The sequence below is a fragment of the Advenella mandrilli genome, assembly GCF_016595155.1.
GTDB classification, from domain to species: domain Bacteria; phylum Pseudomonadota; class Gammaproteobacteria; order Burkholderiales; family Burkholderiaceae_B; genus Advenella; species Advenella mandrilli.
This window is the reverse complement of record NZ_JAENGP010000005.1, coordinates 196663-214456: the sequence shown is the minus strand read 5'-3', so window position 1 is coordinate 214456 and position 17794 is coordinate 196663. Positions and strand designations below refer to the sequence as shown.

At 49.7% G+C, this 17794-nt stretch carries 14 protein-coding genes and 2 pseudogenes; 7 read left to right on the top strand and 9 right to left on the bottom strand.

All coding sequences use genetic code 11. The features are described from left to right. The 9 genes and pseudogenes from tnpB to JHL22_RS06660 all read right to left on the bottom strand — a co-directional run. Window positions 1-136, bottom strand: a 136-nt coding sequence (gene tnpB, locus JHL22_RS06700) for an IS66 family insertion sequence element accessory protein TnpB (protein ID WP_200235229.1), incomplete at its 3' end; no start/stop codon positions are given. Beyond that, on the bottom strand, window positions 130-501 hold the full coding sequence (tnpA, locus tag JHL22_RS06695; RefSeq protein ID WP_200235227.1) for an IS66-like element accessory protein TnpA: 372 nt from the start codon (window positions 499-501) through the stop codon (window positions 130-132). The genes tnpA and tnpB, both read right to left, overlap by 7 nt. A gap of 83 nt (window positions 502-584) precedes the next feature. Continuing rightward, on the bottom strand, window positions 585-1835 hold the full coding sequence (locus tag JHL22_RS06690; RefSeq protein ID WP_200235225.1) for a DUF262 domain-containing protein: 1251 nt from the start codon (window positions 1833-1835) through the stop codon (window positions 585-587). A 210-nt stretch (window positions 1836-2045) separates the two neighbouring features. Continuing rightward, window positions 2046-3174, bottom strand: a pseudogene (locus JHL22_RS06685) (IS3 family transposase). A gap of 134 nt (window positions 3175-3308) precedes the next feature. After that, window positions 3309-4583 (bottom strand): Y-family DNA polymerase, encoded by a 1275-nt coding sequence (locus JHL22_RS06680; protein WP_200235223.1) that lies wholly within the window; start codon window positions 4581-4583, stop codon window positions 3309-3311. After that, window positions 4580-5008, bottom strand: a complete 429-nt coding sequence (locus JHL22_RS06675) for a LexA family protein (protein WP_200235221.1) — start codon at window positions 5006-5008, stop codon at window positions 4580-4582. The genes JHL22_RS06680 and JHL22_RS06675 overlap by 4 nt, the downstream gene beginning before the upstream one ends. 189 nt (window positions 5009-5197) lie before the next feature. Then, window positions 5198-5821: a hypothetical protein gene (locus tag JHL22_RS06670; protein ID WP_200235219.1), complete on the bottom strand. Its 624-nt coding sequence runs from the start codon at window positions 5819-5821 to the stop codon at window positions 5198-5200. 450 nt (window positions 5822-6271) lie between these two features. Further along, entirely contained in the window at window positions 6272-7087 is an 816-nt protein-coding gene (locus JHL22_RS06665) for an N-6 DNA methylase (RefSeq protein ID WP_200235217.1), read from the bottom strand. 368 nt (window positions 7088-7455) lie between these two features. Then, window positions 7456-7551 (bottom strand): annotated as a pseudogene (locus tag JHL22_RS06660) (transposase domain-containing protein); the annotation flags it as partial. On the opposite strand from JHL22_RS06660, the gene JHL22_RS06655 reads away from it, so the two are divergent. From JHL22_RS06655 to JHL22_RS06625, 7 genes are all read left to right on the top strand, one after another. Continuing rightward, window positions 7532-7777 carry a hypothetical protein gene (locus tag JHL22_RS06655; RefSeq protein WP_200235215.1) on the top strand — a complete coding sequence of 82 codons (246 nt, stop codon included), beginning with the start codon at window positions 7532-7534 and terminating at the stop codon, window positions 7775-7777. The pseudogene JHL22_RS06660 and the gene JHL22_RS06655 overlap by 20 nt on opposite strands. A 135-nt stretch (window positions 7778-7912) precedes the next feature. Continuing rightward, window positions 7913-8107, top strand: coding sequence for a helix-turn-helix domain-containing protein (locus JHL22_RS06650; protein WP_121737843.1), 195 nt, complete (start codon window positions 7913-7915; stop codon window positions 8105-8107). Continuing rightward, on the top strand, window positions 8104-8724 hold the full coding sequence (locus tag JHL22_RS06645; protein WP_200235213.1) for a DUF1819 family protein: 621 nt from the start codon (window positions 8104-8106) through the stop codon (window positions 8722-8724). The genes JHL22_RS06650 and JHL22_RS06645 overlap by 4 nt, the downstream gene beginning before the upstream one ends. Window positions 8725-8727: 3 nt before the next feature. Next, window positions 8728-9339: a DUF1788 domain-containing protein gene (locus tag JHL22_RS06640; protein ID WP_200235211.1), complete on the top strand. Its 612-nt coding sequence runs from the start codon at window positions 8728-8730 to the stop codon at window positions 9337-9339. Between the two features lie 14 nt (window positions 9340-9353). Further along, on the top strand, window positions 9354-12926 hold the full coding sequence (gene brxC, locus JHL22_RS06635) for a BREX system P-loop protein BrxC (protein WP_200235209.1): 3573 nt from the start codon (window positions 9354-9356) through the stop codon (window positions 12924-12926). Window positions 12927-12938: 12 nt separating this feature from the next. Then, window positions 12939-14744, top strand: coding sequence for a BREX-1 system adenine-specific DNA-methyltransferase PglX (gene pglX, locus JHL22_RS06630; RefSeq protein WP_200235207.1), 1806 nt, complete (start codon window positions 12939-12941; stop codon window positions 14742-14744). Next, window positions 14741-17794, top strand: a complete 3054-nt coding sequence (locus JHL22_RS06625) for an RNA-directed DNA polymerase (RefSeq protein WP_200235205.1) — start codon at window positions 14741-14743, stop codon at window positions 17792-17794. The genes pglX and JHL22_RS06625 overlap by 4 nt, the downstream gene beginning before the upstream one ends.

Here is a 17794-nt window from a genome sequence, read left to right as displayed (position 1 = left end):
ATACAAACACATGACCACTGAAGGGATCCTGTTGCAAGACGTCCTGGGCAATGGCGGCCAAACCATCAAAGCCCCGGCGCATATCGGTCACACCTGCCGCCAGCCAGACGCGGGTTCCTGCAGGTAAACCTAACATGCTTTTATCATCTTCAGCAGTTCAGGTAATAATTGCATATCCGGTGTGCCATGAATTTGCAAGCGAACGGCATTGATATGCAGTTCAAAGTAGCCAGTGTCTGTCGTTGTGGTGACAGGGGGTTCCGGGTTGGTTAAGCACACAGGAACCAAAGATACTGCCTGATCAACCGCGCCGAATTGCCCCTTCCGATATTGCCAGCGCCAGGTATGCAGTAAATTGGCATTAATCTGATGTGCTTGAGCAACGGCAGCAACCGAAGTGTTGGCCTGAAAAGAAGCCTCTACGACCTGGCGTTTGTATTCGTTTGAATAGCGACGCCGGGGTCGCTCGGCCACCGGCACCGAATAAAGAGAAACATCCATAACGCATCAAAACCTAGTTGAATAAATGGACATCTATATTGCTAGAATTTAAAACAGAATTCTAGACGGCACTGGCCGGAGCATTACTGTTCTGTTGGCCATAATTGGAGTGGTGACTTAATTTCTGAGAGGTCAATACCTTTTTCGATTGCTTCAGTCAGTTTGGAGAACCTCTCCATTCGTGCGTTCACCCCAGCCTTACGCACTAACATCGAATACGCCAAACGCTCAAGATCCTTGAAAAACTTTAGCATAGCTTGGGAGTCATTGTGATGTAGTATATAGAAGGCCAATGATGGTGGTATCCAGTCTTTAAATTCCAAACGATTCAACCAACGCAGATGATTATTAATTTCTTCTGCCAGCTCGGTGCTACTGTATGCTGAGTCGGTAATGGTTTCATATGCTTTAGCCATTGGAAGTAGCACCTGAGTCATGAATAAACTAGGATCAGAGGTGGGTGTTACATGAGTACGGAACTCCTTTAATAAAGTACCCTGTGGCTTAGCTTTACGATAGACCATGCGAATATGACTAAAGAGTTCGTTAAAACTGTTCCTACCCAAGGACTCCTCAATATCCTCCCAACTTTTGGTATGGGAATCTCTTAGTTCATCAGATAGTTCACCGATAATCTCAGCCTTTAGGATATCGGTTGCACTAAGATCTAGTCCTCGGCTATTTAATACGCCGAAAATCCGGTACGCCGAATCAAGATCAGGAGTGGCTACAACTACAAGGAAGCAACGCGTAACGATGAATTGCACTAGTCGGACTAGTTCAGATTGCTCTAACTTGCTCAATTCGTGTAGGAAAACGTGAGCATTAGCTCTTAGGCGGCTCTGGGCATCAGGAAGCTCCGAGTTGATTTTCATTAACTGTAGCAATCCATTTTTATGCTGGATATATTGTCGGAAGAAATCTCGGTCACGTTCACGTAAAGTGAGTCTGTACCTAGGCTCAGTCGCGGAAACTACATCGCCTTTTTCATAAATACGTTTAGTGATACCGTCTTGGACTTCGGTGTTTTTGACTGTATCTCTGATCGCCGATAAAAGTAGAGTCAGGGTGGTAAGGCGTTGCTGACCATCAACTACGATTGCATCTGGTATTGAATCACGTTTAATTAGAACGATACTGCCAAGAAAGTAGGGCATGGAATCAATGAGTTTTTGCGGTGCTTCTCGTAAAGCACTTAGCAAGTCATCGAGTAACTCTAGGGCTTGCTCCTCACCCCAGGAGTACGGACGCTGGTAGCCGGGAATATTGAATACGTAATCGTCGGAGAAAATTTTTGAAAGTGCCTGTTCTTTGGCGCTAAGGGGATGACTCATGTGTTTCATTCCTATTTTTGTATTTCTATCGTCAAATACTTACAGTTATAAGTTTTTGTGTCTGCTATTGAAATAGATGTTTACCAGTCGCGGATATATATTTTTCCTGTGACGGCATGTTTGTATTTTTCGTGGTCATTTTCACGTATCTAATGTTGTAGTAAGTTGGCATTCAGGCCCTAATGTAGGGTCAGACCCGTAAGCTTACCGTCAAGCGCACAGTTCATAACTAGAGGCTTCTGCTGCTAACTGTCGTTTAAATTCACTGGGTGGTAAGTTACCCAATGACTCATGGGGTCGTTCCTCGTTATAACTTAACATCCAGGCCCAACTGAGGTCTCGCACCTGATCCAGCGATGAGAACAAATGCGGGTCCAGGACTTCGGTGCGATAACTGCGATTAAATCGCTCTATATATAAGCATTTTGGTTTGGCTTGCCTGGCTCAATATAACAAATCTTGATGCCATGTGCTTCACACCACTGTGTAAAAGCAAGCGACGTCATTTCACTACCATTATCCACGCGAATCATTTTAGGCAGGCCTCTTTCTGCTTTAAGTTGCTCCGGCGTTCTCACCACTCTGGTGGCCGGCAGTGAGGTATCAATCACGATATCCAAGGCTTCCCTGACGCCTTCGTCAATGATATTGAGCACACGAAAGCGCGTACCGTTGTAAAGTGCATCGCTCATAAAATCAAAAGACCAACTGTAATTCGATTCCGCAGGCACCGCCAAAGGCGCTGGCGCACGCTCGGGTAAGCGTTTTTTGGTGCGACGTTTTTGGTTCAAATTCAGCGCACAGTAAATACGCCACACTCGCTTGAAATTCCAAAGTTTTCCATCCAGTCTCAATCGATAAAAACATTTCCAGAAGCCCCAACGGGATCGCGTTGGATCTTGCACGATTGCGTTAAGCGCATCAATGATAGGTTGATCACGTTCAAGACGATGCTGACTGGGGTCAGGCCGGTACCAACTGCGACGAGACAGGCGTGTCAGACGACATGCCCGGGCAATGGAAAGCGAACCTTGCTGAACCAAGTGCAAGGCCGCTTCACGTCGTCGCTCCGGCGTCAGAGCTTTCCCAGCAAATCTTTGATCGCTGCGTTCTCCAAAGCCAATTCTGCGTACATTTTCTTTAGACGGGCATTTTCCACCTCGATGTCCCGCAATCGTTTCAAATCCGACGCCTCCAAACCACCGTACTTGCTTTTCCACTGGTAATAAGTCGCGTTGCTGATGCCATGCTCGCGACAAATATCGGTCACTTTCATGCCTTGCTCAGCCAATTTCAAAATAGCCACAATCTGAGTTTCTGTAAATTTAGATCGCTTCATGATTTCCGCCATCAAAGATGAGAATGGCAGAAATCTCTGGTTTTGGCTTGTGTCTTTTTAGGGTAAGTTTACGAAATTATTTATGAAATTTATAGATATTTTTAAACTTACGATCCCATTAAATTGGAATATGTTCAAGCTCGAGCAATCGGAACCTCTAGCCAATTCGTTGTATAACTTGGACTTTTACGCTCTTGCCGCATATACCAATGCTCTCTTTCATGAAAACCGATATTGCCCGTTTTTAAGCAACCTCGTCCGAAACGGACATTGATCTCATCCAGTGTTGCCATCAGTTGCACCCGCTTTTCCTGCTCGGGGTAGCCAAAAAACAACTCGCCTTGAACTGGCTGTGACGGCAAAATTTCCATCAACATAACACCGGCTTTTTTATATTTATAACCAGGTCGCCAAATGGCCTCCAAGGCTTTTAGTGCAAATTTGGTAAAAATTAGATTATCTGCTGTTGGGCAAGGAGGAATAACCATTCTGCTATTGCCATATTGCCTATCCTTATCAAATGGACTGGTGGTAATAAAAATTTGCATACAACCTGCAATAGAATTTTGGGACCTTAATTTATTGCAGGCAATAGCTATAAATTCAGATAATGCACTTTGCATTTGAGAAAAATCTATCATTGGAAAACCAAAAGACCGGGAAGAAATAATCTGCTTTTTAGGTGCTGCGATTTCTTCCAATTCAAGACGGGAAATCCCCCGCAACTCCTGAATGGTTTTACTGGTGACAATAGAGAACTCTGCCCGAGCTACTTCGGGATCTACTTTCGCCAAATCCAGTACAGTATGGACGCCCATTTCTTCCAACCGCTTAGAGATTCTTCGACCAATACCCCAGACCTCTTTTGCATCAATGCTTTGCATAAGCGCAGCCAGTTCATAACGATTCAATTGAGTAAGATCACAAACGCCCTTCCACTTGGGCTGCTTCTTAGCAACATAATTAGCAAGCTTTGCCAAGGTTTTGGTTGAGCCTATACCCACACAGGTGGGAATACCAGTATCCCGCAGCACTTCACCCCGGATACGCTGGCCGTATTCTGACAAATCACGGTTAAAACCGGACAGATCAATAAAGCTCTCATCAATTGAATAAATTTCCTGCTTTGGGGAATAGCGCCCAATAACCGTCATCATACGGTCTGACATATCTCCATACAGCGGAAAGTTGGCAGACAGTGCCACTAGGCCATGCGAGTTTTCCAAATGCCTGAGCTTGAACCAAGGATCGCCCATTTTAATACCTAAGGCTTTGGCCTCATCGGTTCGCGCAATGGCGCAGCCATCATTATTGCTTAAGACAATTAAAGGCTTGCCCTTGAGTGAAGGACGGAAAACACGTTCACAGGAACAATAAAAGCAATTGCCATCAATAAGTGCGAAAGTCATATAAGGTCTTTGATAACATGCGTTACCACACCCCAGATTGTCCATTCCTGGCCGGGCTCGGGTGCAATATCCGGGTAAGTGACATTGGCTGCCTTAAGCCGAACAATACCGTTGCGGCAATACAAACGCTTGACTGTTACCTCTCCATTGATTTCGGCTATCACAATATGGTTATGCCTGGCGGTCAGGGAGCGGTCCACAATCAAATGATCACCGTCGTCGATGCCCGCCTCCACCATGGAATGCCCCTTGACACACATGTAATACGTAGATGTTGGGTGCTTAACCAGGATTTCACCAATATCTATTCGGTTAACGGCCATATCCTGGGCCGGAGAAGGAAACCCGGCAGGGGTTTTGGCGTCTATATTGCCAATTGAGACTGGGCTGACAACAAGCGGAAAAAGTTCTGAAGTGATATTCATAGCATAATATACTGTTTATTTATACAGTATATTATGCCATTTTTTACCCATGATTTGTGTTGAAGATCTATTTGAATTTACAGATTAGATCAATCATCAAATCCAAGAGAAGGCTCAGTTCGCACGTCACTATGATTCTGATCCTTGAAATTTACCATAGTCGATTTTTGGGCTGCTTCGGACATCTCATCAGTAAATGGTTTTATTGTCCAACTTCTCAAATACTGACTCAGATTGCTTTTCTCCACTATCCCCACGTCCTGCCCAGCCTGAAGGCAATTCATAAAAATCGGCCTCTTTACAGCCTGTAATTGTTAATTGGCCATGGTTATATACAACCACTGTCATAGCGTTATGCGCAACCTCCCAACCTTCAGGATAATTTGGTTCTTTAAAGGAAATACCATCAAAACCCGCCTCTAAGACTGCCTGGCGTAATTGATAACCCACTCCCATATCTCCAACACTACTTTCAAACAATACCCTGATAGTCTCCGGCGCCTTAGTAAGGTCCAAGATACGAACACCTTCATTCAATTTAACTGACAAAATCACCCCGCGCGAGACATGGTATTTGTCTGCTTCTATGTACTTTTTCTGTATTAACATCTCAACAACTAGTTTTGCAGAAGATGTACGGGCAAAAAAACGACCATATCCATTGGGATCTGTAGTCAGATACACACCCTTCCCCTGATGATAATATCCAGCCCCACGGTCTACACGACAAATAGCTGGATCACGAAAAGTATCAAAGTATTCAACCGTACCGTGATAAAGCTCAGAATGAATTTCAGTTTGAGTTGCTTGCATATTATTTCCACAAAAAAAATTAAGTTTTTCTTCCTGCTGACCGAGCCCGAAGATTTTTGAGCCTGATTCAAAAAATTGGTATTGATTCCTCTATCTGGTGTTTCGGTGGTAAGCCGCCGTTCCCGTGAGTTTCTTCGCCCTTGCCGTACTGAATCACGCAATGACAAGCGGAAAGGGACCGTGGAATAATAGGAGGGCCCCGCTTGCGGGAGGTGCCTGTTATGCCGCGAAAGCCCTTGAAGCGCAGGAGTGGAGTGATACAGTCGGCGCTTTTGGGCCAAGAAACTCTCGGGAATGGCATTAGCCGTAACCGCTGCATCCGGGGGTTAACACCAGCCGTGCGGCGAGCACCCATAGGCCGTTTACGGCCACTAACCTCTTAGCTACCTACAAGTAATTGGAGTATTTGACCAAATAAAAAAAAGGCCGCTAATGCGGCCCTACTGCTGATTAAAAAAGTTGTAATTGATCGGCAGTTAATAAGCTTTCAATGCTTGGCACTGGCATAATCAATTCAGACTCTGCCGTATCAGGCTGTTTATTGGTCATATCTGATTGCTGTAACTTCCAATGCCAGCCACCCATAATATGGGCTGGAGTATACCAATGCTGCCACTCTTCAACAGTAAGTACATTGCCGTGTATAACGACTGCCGGTATATGTAGCAAAGCCAGCTGTACAAATGTCATGTGTACACAACGGCTATCAATATCTGTTGCTGTCACATGTAGCTCTCGTTGATAACTATATCCTGCCTCAGCAATTGTCCTGGCATAGGCAAGGATCATGCCCCCTGCCCCAGCCGTTGGCTCAGCCAATCGGACGTACCCTCGTTGCCTGATAATGTCATATCCGTTTTTAGGCGTAAGCATTTGAGCCATCATCAACGAGACTTCAAATGGTGTAAAAAACTGTCCAGAATTTGAGTTCCCCATGTTCAGCATCATAAAAATCTTACCGAGGACATCAATGATCTGACCGTTCTCTACATGCTTCTCAAAAGCCATGACAAGATGTGAAAAAGCCTGTACCAGTCCGTTAAGTTCCTTCTTGTCGTAGTGATTAACGATACTCAGGTAACGTGTTTCCCTGGCTTCAAATTGCGCCCTATCAGCTCTGGCTAATGCAATGGCGCATATCTCAACCCAATCAGACCAAACACGATCTAACCCATATGTCCTGGATAATGCTTCAATGATTTTGACAATGGCTTGTTGATGTTCATCTGCTGTATTTAAAATTTTGTTTTGTTGAATTGTATTCATAACGGACTCCAAAAGGATTTTGGCGAGATTGCCTATCCTTTTGGAGTCACGCCGCAGCGCAGCCGTCAAGGGTTTTAATGGCCGACAGGCCACAAGCACACAGTGCGCAGCCCTGGACGGCGAGAACGGTGTGGCATCATGACGGATAGCAAGACCGCCCCACCGATGAATTTGTGGGGCTGGAGTTAGAAATATACCGTCTCCCTACGGCGCCTATTAGCACCTTTGGTAATATCGTCTCATGCCTTTATATCCTAAATCGTAGCCATGATATCTACATCTACTGTACTCTAAACATCTTAATGCAAACTCATTTGTAAGCGTTCGGCCATCTCATCTTGACAGCGGTTTTCTTTAACCTGTTTTTTTTACATCGCTGTCTGTGGTTGCCAATTATGCGGCAACAGTTCAGCAATACGGCTGGCGGGCTGAGTGGGCAAGCGTGTGAGGACATCCTTCATCCAGTTTGGGTCGATGTATGACCTTCAGCTTAATGAAGTATGGAACTTGGTATTGGCCTGCAAAGAATGTAATCGTTGGCAAGACGGAGGAAAAGCCAGCAACCTGCCTCAAAAGAAATTTCTTGATCGATTACATCATCGCAATGAATACCTAATTGAAAGCAATCACCCGCTGAAGGAAACCTTGCATAGCGATATGGGAGCAACAACCGCCGCCCTCACCTGGTGATTGCATCTTACGTCGCCAATTTCGGCTTAAATCGGCAAATATCGTTTGACATCGACCCGCAGCAAAGATATTATTACATCATCATGCAGGATAACTTTGTCTTGCCTATCTGTTCACGCTGCCTGCTAAACATCCATGACCGAACTCGACGACCGTTGGCTGTCTATCCACGACATTTGCAAGTACCTTGGGGTCAGCAACGACACCGTGTACAAGTGGATCGATAAGCACGCCATGCCTGCTCACCGGATGGGCAGGCTATGGAAGTTCAAGCGTGACGAAGTAGACGCCTGGGTCAAAGCCGGTGGCGCGGCAGAGCATCACGAATGAACAGCATTACTCCGCTTTCCAAAGACTACCGCATGTCCTTCACAGCAGCCAGCCTCTGTATCAGCGATTCCGCAATACTGGCAGGGCGCTATCTGGATCAGGGCGACTGGGAGCAAGTACGCAACGGGGCTTTCGCCGAGAATCTACTGCAGGTCAGGACACAAAGCTCCTTACGTCGCCTGCTGCGCGAGCTGACGACTCGTCTGGAAACCCTCAGTCCCGCGGAACTGGAGTTACTAACCAAAGCCACCGAACCGCATCAAGCTCAGGTCCTATGGTTGGCTGTCTGCCGCTGCTACCCCTTTGTTGCCGAGTTCGCTGCCGAAGTGGTACGCGAACGTTATTTGTCATTGAAGTATGAGCTGCCACTCGGTGAGTTCGATGCCTTTTTCAACCGCAAGGTGCAATGGCATCCTGAACTTGATTCGATCAGCCCATCCACACACAACAAATTACGTCAGGTGTTGTTCCGCCTGCTGCGCGAAGCAGGTTTGCTGTCTGCACAACGCACCATTCAGGGTGTTCAGCTTAACCCCCAACTCGCGCAATTGCTCCGTCAGGGTCGTCCCGAAGAAGCCCTGTACTTCCCCACTTTCGACACACAGATCAAGACCTGACCCATGCCTCACGACATCGCTCGCCGTCCAATAAAAGAACGCTTTGACCACCTTTGTGCGGTCATGTCGGGGCAACGCTTTCTGCAAAAGCAAGGGTTGGGTAATGAGGTGCCCTTCTTCATCTGCCCCTACCCGCCTGAAGAGGCGGTGGCGATGGACCGCCTACGCAGGCAACTGACCCAGCATCTTGAGCAAAAGGGTGTTCAGGTTCTGGAGATCAATCTTTACGACCTGGCCATCGAGCTTCTGCATACACGCGGTATCTGGGAACAAATACTGGAAGTAGAACCTACCGTCACTAAGGACGAGCTCAAGGAGCTGTTGCAGGGCGTGCTGGACCCTGAAAGCCACCTGGTGCCCGCCATTGCACAGAAGTTGGCCACGCACACTTTCGACATCCTATTGTTGTCCGGTGTAGGCGAAGTCTTCCCCTACATTCGTTCCCACAACGTGCTGAACAACCTGCAAAGCACAGCGAAAGAAAAGCCCACTGTCATGTTCTTCCCCGGCGTGTATACCCAGTCGCAGATATCCGGCGCGTCGCTGGATCTGTTCGGACGCCTGCACGATGACAAGTACTACCGGGCCTTCAACATCTATCACTTCGAAGTATGAACGAGGAAAGCGGCATGCATTTGAAAACCATTTTCAGCAAACCGGTCGATCGCCCCATCGAAGGCGTCATCAAGGCCGACGATGAAGCCAGCCTGCGCCTCGAAATCGAGGAATATGTCCTCACCAACGAGGTGGAAAAGCGCTTGGAGGCTTTTCTTGAGGCCTACAACAACTACACCCATGCGAACGGGGTGTGGATATCCGGCTTCTTCGGCTCTGGTAAGTCGCACTTGCTGAAAATGCTGGCCCTGGTGCTGGAAAACCGCTCAATAGACGGGGCCAACACGCTGGATCTGTTCTTGCCCAAATGCGGTAGCAACGAGATGCTACGCGCCGACCTGAAAAAGGCCGTAGCCGTTCCATCAAAGAGCATTCTGTTCAACATCGACCAGAAAGCCGCCATCATCAGTAAGACTGAAATTGATGCCCTGCTATCAGTGTTCGTGAAGGTCTTCGATGAGATGTGTGGCTACTACGGCAATCAGGGTCACATTGCCCAGTTCGAGCGCGACCTTGATAGTCGAGGCCAATACGAAGCCTTCAAACAGGCATTCGAGGCGGTCGCCGGCAAACCCTGGCACATCGGGCGCGAACAGGCCCTGCTCGAAAATCGCAACATTGCGCAAGCCTATGCTCAGGCCACCGCAACCGAGGCAGACCAGGCATTGGGCATTCTAGACAAATACCGTGCCCAGTATCGGGTGTCCATTGAAGACTTCGCCGAGCAGGTGCGGCGCTGGGTAGACCAACAAGGGCCGGAATTTCGCCTGAACTTCTTTGTCGATGAAGTGGGGCAATACATTGCCGAGAACACCAAGCTGATGACCAATCTGCAGACCATTGCAGAAAGCCTGGCGACCAAATGCCGTGGCCGTGCTTGGATCATTGTCACGGCGCAAGAGGACATGAGCACCGTTCTGGGCGAAATGAACAAGCGCCAGGAGAACGACTTCACCAAGATTCAGGCGCGTTTTGCCAATCGCATGAAGCTAACGTCCCAGGACGTTGCCGAAGTGATCCAAAAGCGCCTGCTGGCGAAGACGGAAGACGGCGCCACCCAACTCGCGCAGATCTACCATGCGCAATCGAACAATTTCAAAACCCTGTTCGATTTCACGGATGGCAGTCAGCACTATCAGAACTTCCGCGACCAGGATCACTTCGTCAATAGCTACCCCTTCATTCCGTATCAGTTTTCACTGTTTCAGGCAGCCATACAGAACCTATCGAAACAGAACGCCTTTGAAGGCAAGCACAGCTCTGTGGGTGAACGATCCATGTTGGGCGTATTCCAGCAAGTCGTCATACAGATCCGCGACACCGATGTGGGTCAGTTGGCTACATTTGACCGAATGTTCGAAGGCATCCGCACGGCGCTGAAATCCAACATTCAACGCGCCATCCTGCAGGCAGAGCAACACCTGGGAGATGAATTCGCAGTACGCCTGCTGAAAGCGCTGTTCCTGGTCAAGTATGTAAAGGAGTTCAAGCCCTCGATACGCAACCTGTGCGTATTGATGCTGGAAGGTTTTGAACAAGACCTGCCCGGCCTGAAGCGCCGCGTGGAAGAAGCGCTTAACCTGCTGGAAAGCCAGACTTACATCCAGCGTAACGGCGAACTGTTTGAGTTCCTGAGCGACGAAGAAAAAGACATCGAGCAGGAGATCAAAAACACCGATGTCGATACCACCGACGTTGCCGAAGAGCTTCAGAAAATGGTGTTTGATCAGGTGCTGGGGCAGCGCAAGATCCGTGTGAGCCTGGGTACTTCAGCCAACCAGGGGCAGGATTACTCCTTCGCCCGGCGTCTGGACGACCGCCTGCACGGCCGCGACCACGAACTGAGCATTCACGTGATCAGCCCGTTTCATGAGCACGTGGAAAGCGAGCAGATGCTGCGCACTGCTTCGGCCTACCAGATGGAAGCGCTGTTTGTCGTGATGCGGCCTGACGAACAGTTGATGCGCGAACTGCTGATGTACAAGAGAACTGAACGCTACATCCGGCAGAACATTTCCATTACCCAGAATGAAACCACCAAACGCATTCTGTATGACAAAGGCCACCAGAATCAGCAGCGCGAAGCGCGCATCCGCCTGCTGGTGCACGAGCTGATCGGCAACGCCAGGCTGATGATTGCCGGGGCCGATGTCGAAGTCACGGCGAATGAACCTGCCACACGCATCACCCGCGGCTTCCATGAATTGGTTACCCGGGTGTACCCCAACCTTTCCATGCTGCGCGGCGTCGTTTACACCGAAAACGATATCCGCCGCTGCCTGGAACTGGCCACTGATGGCCTGATTGGCAATGATGCCGCTACCCTGCCCGAATCCGAGCAGGAAATTCTGGCCTTTATTCACGGCAACCAGCGCGAAGGCGTTCGCACCACACTCAAGAGCGTGCTGGAACGGTTCGAGCGCAAGCCTTACGGCTGGTACTACGCCGCGATCTTGTGCCTGACGGCCAACCTTTGGGCCCGCGGCAAACTGGAAGCACGCAGCGACAGCAACCTGCTGGAAACCGACGCCCTGGAACAAGCCCTGCGCAACACCAGCGCCCACGGGCATTTGGTGTTAGAGCCACAGATTGAGTTCACTGCGTCTCAAGTTCGGGCGCTGAAAGAATTCCATGAGGAGTTCTTTGGCCCACCCAGCAGCAGCGAAGCCAAAGCCCTGGGTAAGGAAGCCTCGGCCAATGCTCAGCGCCTGATAAACGAAAAAATCAAACCGCTGCTTTCACAGGCAGACCGTTTTCCATTCCTGGAAAACCTGCAACCGATACAACAGACCTTCCAGGACTTGGCCGGCAAGCCTTACACATGGTGGCTGACCGAACTTCGCCAGCAAGAAGACAAGCTGCTGGCCCTGAAAGAAGACATCCTGGACCCCATCCTCAGTTTTATGGGGGGATCACAGAAAGAGATCTACCTGGAAGCTCGAAACCTGTTGCAGTCACAGGAATCGAACTTTCACTACCTTGAAAGCGACACGCCAAAACAGATCCAGACCATTCTGGCTGACCCCAAGTGCTACCGCAGCAACCGCATGCAGCAGCTCAAGGGGCTGGTCGACACCTTACGTGCAGAAGTCACTACTGCAGTAAAGCAGGCCACGGAACAGGCGATTGCAAAACTGAGCCGTTTGCAATCCCGACTGCAAGGCATGGAAGAATACCAAGCCTTGCCAGCACCGAGGCAGGAAGAACTCGACAAACCCTTCCAGGACTTGCAACAGTACGTTGAACAGACAACGCTGATCGCGGCCATCAACGACCGCATGCACCACTTCGAAGACCAGGGTTATGCCACGCTGCTGACAAAGACCGCAGCTATGGCGCAGCAAACCCGTACCCCCGAGCCTGTCAGCGCGGGCTCAGACAACAGCAACCGCATTCAAGATGTACCACAGCCGTCTGCGCCGACGCCCGTACCGCCTGCCGCCCCAAAAATCGTACCGGCCCGCAGTTTAAAACCCGACTACCCCAAGGCGTGGCTGGCAACAGAAACCGATATCGATAATTACCTAGATGCCTTACGCAAAGCCTTGCTCAGCGAAGTGCAGCAAGGTCACAAAGTACAGATTTAAAGGGCAGGAAGGATGGACACCTCAAAATTAAAGAAGTTCGCTCAGTTCGCCCGTAGCAGTTTGATCGAACAAGTGGATTTGAAGCTCGATACGGTGCTGACCACAGACAGCCTGGCTCGCCGTGAAAGCGCTGAAGCGGTAAAGGCATTGGAAAAAGCCATTTCCAACAATAGCCGGGAATACGTGATTGAACGCGTGGCCTACATCTGGTTCAACCGTTTCTGCGCCCTGCGCTTCATGGATGTGAACCGCTACACGCGGGTAGGCGTGGTGTCACCCACCGAAGGCCAATTTCAGCCCGAGATTCTGGCCGAAGCCAAGATGGGCCATATCGACGAAGACATGGTGCCTGCCGCTGTTCGCCAGGAAATACAAGGCTTGCTGTCGGGCCGCACCCCCAGCCGCGACTCACAAGGCGAAGCCTACCGCCTGCTGGTGGTCGCCGCCTGCCGCGACTGGCACCGGAACATGCCTTTCCTGTTCCAGCACATCGACGACTACACCGAACTGCTGCTCCCCGATGACCTGCTGTCGGAGAATTCCATCCTGGCCTACACCCGCGAGGCCATGACACCAGACGCCTGCGAAAGCGTGGAAGTGATTGGCTGGCTGTACCAGTTCTATATTTCTGAAAAGAAAGACCAGATCTTTGACGGCCTGAAAAAGAACCAGAAGATCACTCCCAGTAATATTCCCGCCGCCACCCAGCTCTTCACCCCCCACTGGATCGTGCGTTATTTGGTGCAGAACTCGCTGGGGCGCCTGTGGCTGCTGAACCGGCCCCAATCGCGTCTGGCCGAACAGATGGAATACTACATTCCACCGGAACAACCCGACACCGACTTCCTGAAGATAAACGGGCCGGAAGAGATCAAAGTCTGCGACCCGGCCTGCGGTTCCGGCCATATGCTGACCTATGCCTTCGACCTGCTCTACGACATCTACGAGGAAGAGGGCTACGACCCGTCAGAGATTCCGGAAAACATCCTGACCCACAACCTGTACGGCATTGAACTGGATGAACGCGCCGGTGAGCTTGCCGCCTTCGCCCTGACCATGAAAGCCCGCGAACGCCAACGGCGGTTTTTCAGCAAGGGCATACGCCCCAATATCTGCGTGCTGGAAAAGATCGCATTCGACGATGATGTATTGACCGAATACATGATCGCAGTGGGCAAAGACCTGTTCACGCCGGAACTGCGCAAGACGCTACGGCAGTTCGATGAGGCCGATAACTTCGGCTCGCTGATTACGCCCAAAGCCAGCAACGTAGCTGATATTCTGGCGACTCTTGAAACCAAGGACATGGGTGGCAGGCTGTTCTTGGCAGAAACCCACCAGCGTGTGTTGACTGTGCTGCGCATGGCGGATTACCTCAGCCCACGTTACGCCATCGTAGTGGCAAACCCACCCTACATGGGCGGCAAAGGAATGAATCCACGCTTAAGCAGCTGGCTCAAGCAAAACTACGAATCGGTAAAAACTGACCTTTTCGCCGCATTCATCATTCGCAACCTCGAACTAGCTGTTCCAAAAGGGCATATCGGCTTCATGACACCGTTCGTATGGATGTTCATATCTAGCTACGAAAAGCTTCGCACCTTCCTTATCGAACAGAAGACCATCACCTCCCTTATACAACTTGAATACTCAGGCTTTGACGGTGCTACGGTGCCAATTTGTACTTTCACGCTAGAGAACGCATACAAACCGGACTACAAGGGTGGATATGTTCGCCTGTCCGACTTCCGTGGAGCAGATCAGCAAGGCCCCCGCGCGTTGGAAATTATCCAAGCAGCACGTAGGATTGGCAAATGATCACCCTTGAAGATCTCATCCTCGCTTGGCGCAAGGCAAAAGTCGACCTGTACTACTCGACTAACCCGCCACTACTCGCCATGGCTGACTACGAGGACAATCTCCTAGAAAATCTGGAGAATCTACGCGAGTGCATCAACAGCGATGATCAGGAATGGCTTACTGATCCAAAATTTCTCGGAACATGGACTCTCGCACCAAAGTCCATTTCGTTTCCAAAAAAGCCAAAAACGACGGAAGGTAGTAAGAAACATTCCCCTGCAGAGGACCACACCCACGAAACAACGTTAATCTTTGCTTCTCAGGATGCCGAGTGGTCCAATCACATCTCAAACGGTGATCGGCCTACTGCGGAATTTCGCTTAATGGCGGACTGCAGCATCGATTTTCACGTATTCTCAGCTCTGTGGATTATGAAAGTCGGTCACTTGTTCGACAGAACCCTGGGCGAAAATGTCTACGGAAGCCGCTTACGCCGCACTCGCCATGACGACTTCAATGATATGGCGTTGGGTTCTTTCAAGCCTTACCTGAAGCCTTTTCGTGATTGGCGCGACGGTGCCATTGATGCTATGCGACGCGCCTTGTCACAAGGGAAAGAAGTCATTGCGCTTACTGCGGATGTCAGCAGCTTCTATCACAAGCTCAACCCTGCTTTTATGTTGGACGATGAGTTTCACCAGAAAGCAGGTGTAAAGCTCGACGCGGCCCCCCTCGCCCAGCTCAACAAATTATTCATTAAGGCGCTTCAAGCTTGGTCTGATAAAACCCCACTAAAAAGTGGGCTACCCGTAGGACTGCCCGCGTCGGCAATAGTCGCGAATGCTGCGCTGATCGAACTCGACCAATTCATAGAGCAGCAGGTTGTACCTCTTTACTATGGTCGTTACGTTGATGACATTCTGCTAGTGATGCACAACACCAGCAAACTCAGCAGCAGCGCGCACTTCTGGGAATGGATTATTAATCGCGATGGTGGCAACGATCTACTCAAACAGGAAAACGGGAGCATCGTTTTCCATCGGAGCTACTTGGCTGACAGCCATATTGCGTTCGAAAACAACAAAAACAAGCTGTTCATTCTCGGAGGCACACCGGGTACAGTGCTGATCAATGCCATCAGCGAACAAATCAACCAGCGTGCCAGTGAATGGCGCTCGTTACCAGACCTGCCGGACAACCCAGGATCTATCGCTACTGACTTATTAAAAGCTACTAACCATTCTGGCGAACACGCTGACAATTTGCGTAAGACAGACTGTCTGACGCTGCACAGAGCGGGCTTTGCTCTGAATCTGCGAGATTACGAAGCCTTTGAACGTGACCTGTTGCCAGAAGCGTGGCAAGCACACCGCCACGCTTTTTTCGAAGCGGTAATAGATCACCTGTTGACCCCGGTAAAATTTTTTGAACTAGCCCAGTACCTACCACGCATTATCCGAATGGCTACAGCATGCGAGGATTTTCAGCATCTGGCTAAAATCATAGAAAAGTTGGATAAGACGATCCAAAGTGTATGTGAACAGTGTTCGCTGAGAATAAAGGCTAAAGAAAAACCTGATGTAGGATTTCGCCACGGGATCAGCCTCTGGAAAACCCATCACGCCAACGTAATTTCAGAAGCCATTCTCAGCGCCTTACCCCCACGACTGGGTAGAAAAGCGCAACAAGACTGGCAACAAAACATGGAGAGTCATTGGCAACGGCTTTCCGAACATCTCCGAATCACTTGGCTGAAAAACAGAGTCTCGAAGTCAATTCGAGATTTACAGAAACTACACGCCCACCTGTTCAGCCACGATCTCGCCCATATTCCTTTGCGCTTTGCTGGGTTACCCAGAGAGTTGGCCTGGCAACGAAGCATCCCTTTTCGTAAGAGCCTGTCGGGTGTCAAGTGGCTGATTAACGATGCAACTCAGATTTCCGAAGGCATCGAAATATTGGCTGAATGGTTCAAGCCGAAGCTGATCAACGGTATACCGCCAGGCCTTTACTTCGCCACGCGGCCGTTTACTCTGAACGAGCTATACCTCATTGCGCCTGAACCCTTCAGCAACACGAGCCTGCCGAGGCTGGACAAGGTTATTTATGCACTGCGCGGCTTTGAGCTACATGCAGATAAAATGCCACAATGGGACAAACATCAGCGCACTCTGATAATACCTGATGGGGAACCCAAAGCAAGGCAGACCATCGCCGTTTCGAGCTGGGAAACCAGTGACAGCAACTTTACGGCTGCTGCCATGGGCAAGCCAGATCCAGCAAGCAGGCGTCGCTACCAGCGCCTCAATCGTCTGATCAACGAACTGATTTCCAGGCCTGATCATGCCGGGTATGTGATCCTGCCAGAGTTGGCGATACCTCCTAAATGGTTTTTACGAATCGCAGGTAAGCTCAACGGTCGGCGCATATCGCTGATCTCCGGGGTCGAGTATCTACGTTCAGGAAAAAAACACGTGCACAACCAGACTTGGGCATCACTCACCCACGATGGCCTTGGTTTTCCTTCACTAATGCTTTATCGGCAAGACAAGCAAAAACCTGCTTTTCACGAAGAGCGGGAGCTATTTCGACTCGCTGGTGTCTGCCTAAAGCCCGCTAAAACGTGGAAAAACGACATACCACCGGTCATTCAGCATGGTGATTTTCACTTCGCCATGCTTATCTGCAGTGAACTGACCAACATTCGATATCGTGCAGAGTTAAGGGGCAAGATTGATGCCTTGTTTATTCCTGAATGGAATAGCGACACTGATACCTTTAACGCGCTAGTAGAGTCTGCGGCGCTGGATATTCACGCTTACATCATCCAATGCAATAATCGCCGCTTTGGTGACAGCCGAATCCGTGCACCATATAAAGATCGGTGGAAGCGCGATCTTCTACGCGTTAAGGGCGGTAATCATGACTATTGCATCACAGGTGAGATCGATGTACAGGCTTTACGGAAGTTTCAGAGTAGCTTTCGCTCGCCTAACGATTCCTTCAAACCTGTACCAGATGGATTCAAAACTGAATTTGGCCGCAAAGTATTGCCCCTGGGAGAGTAA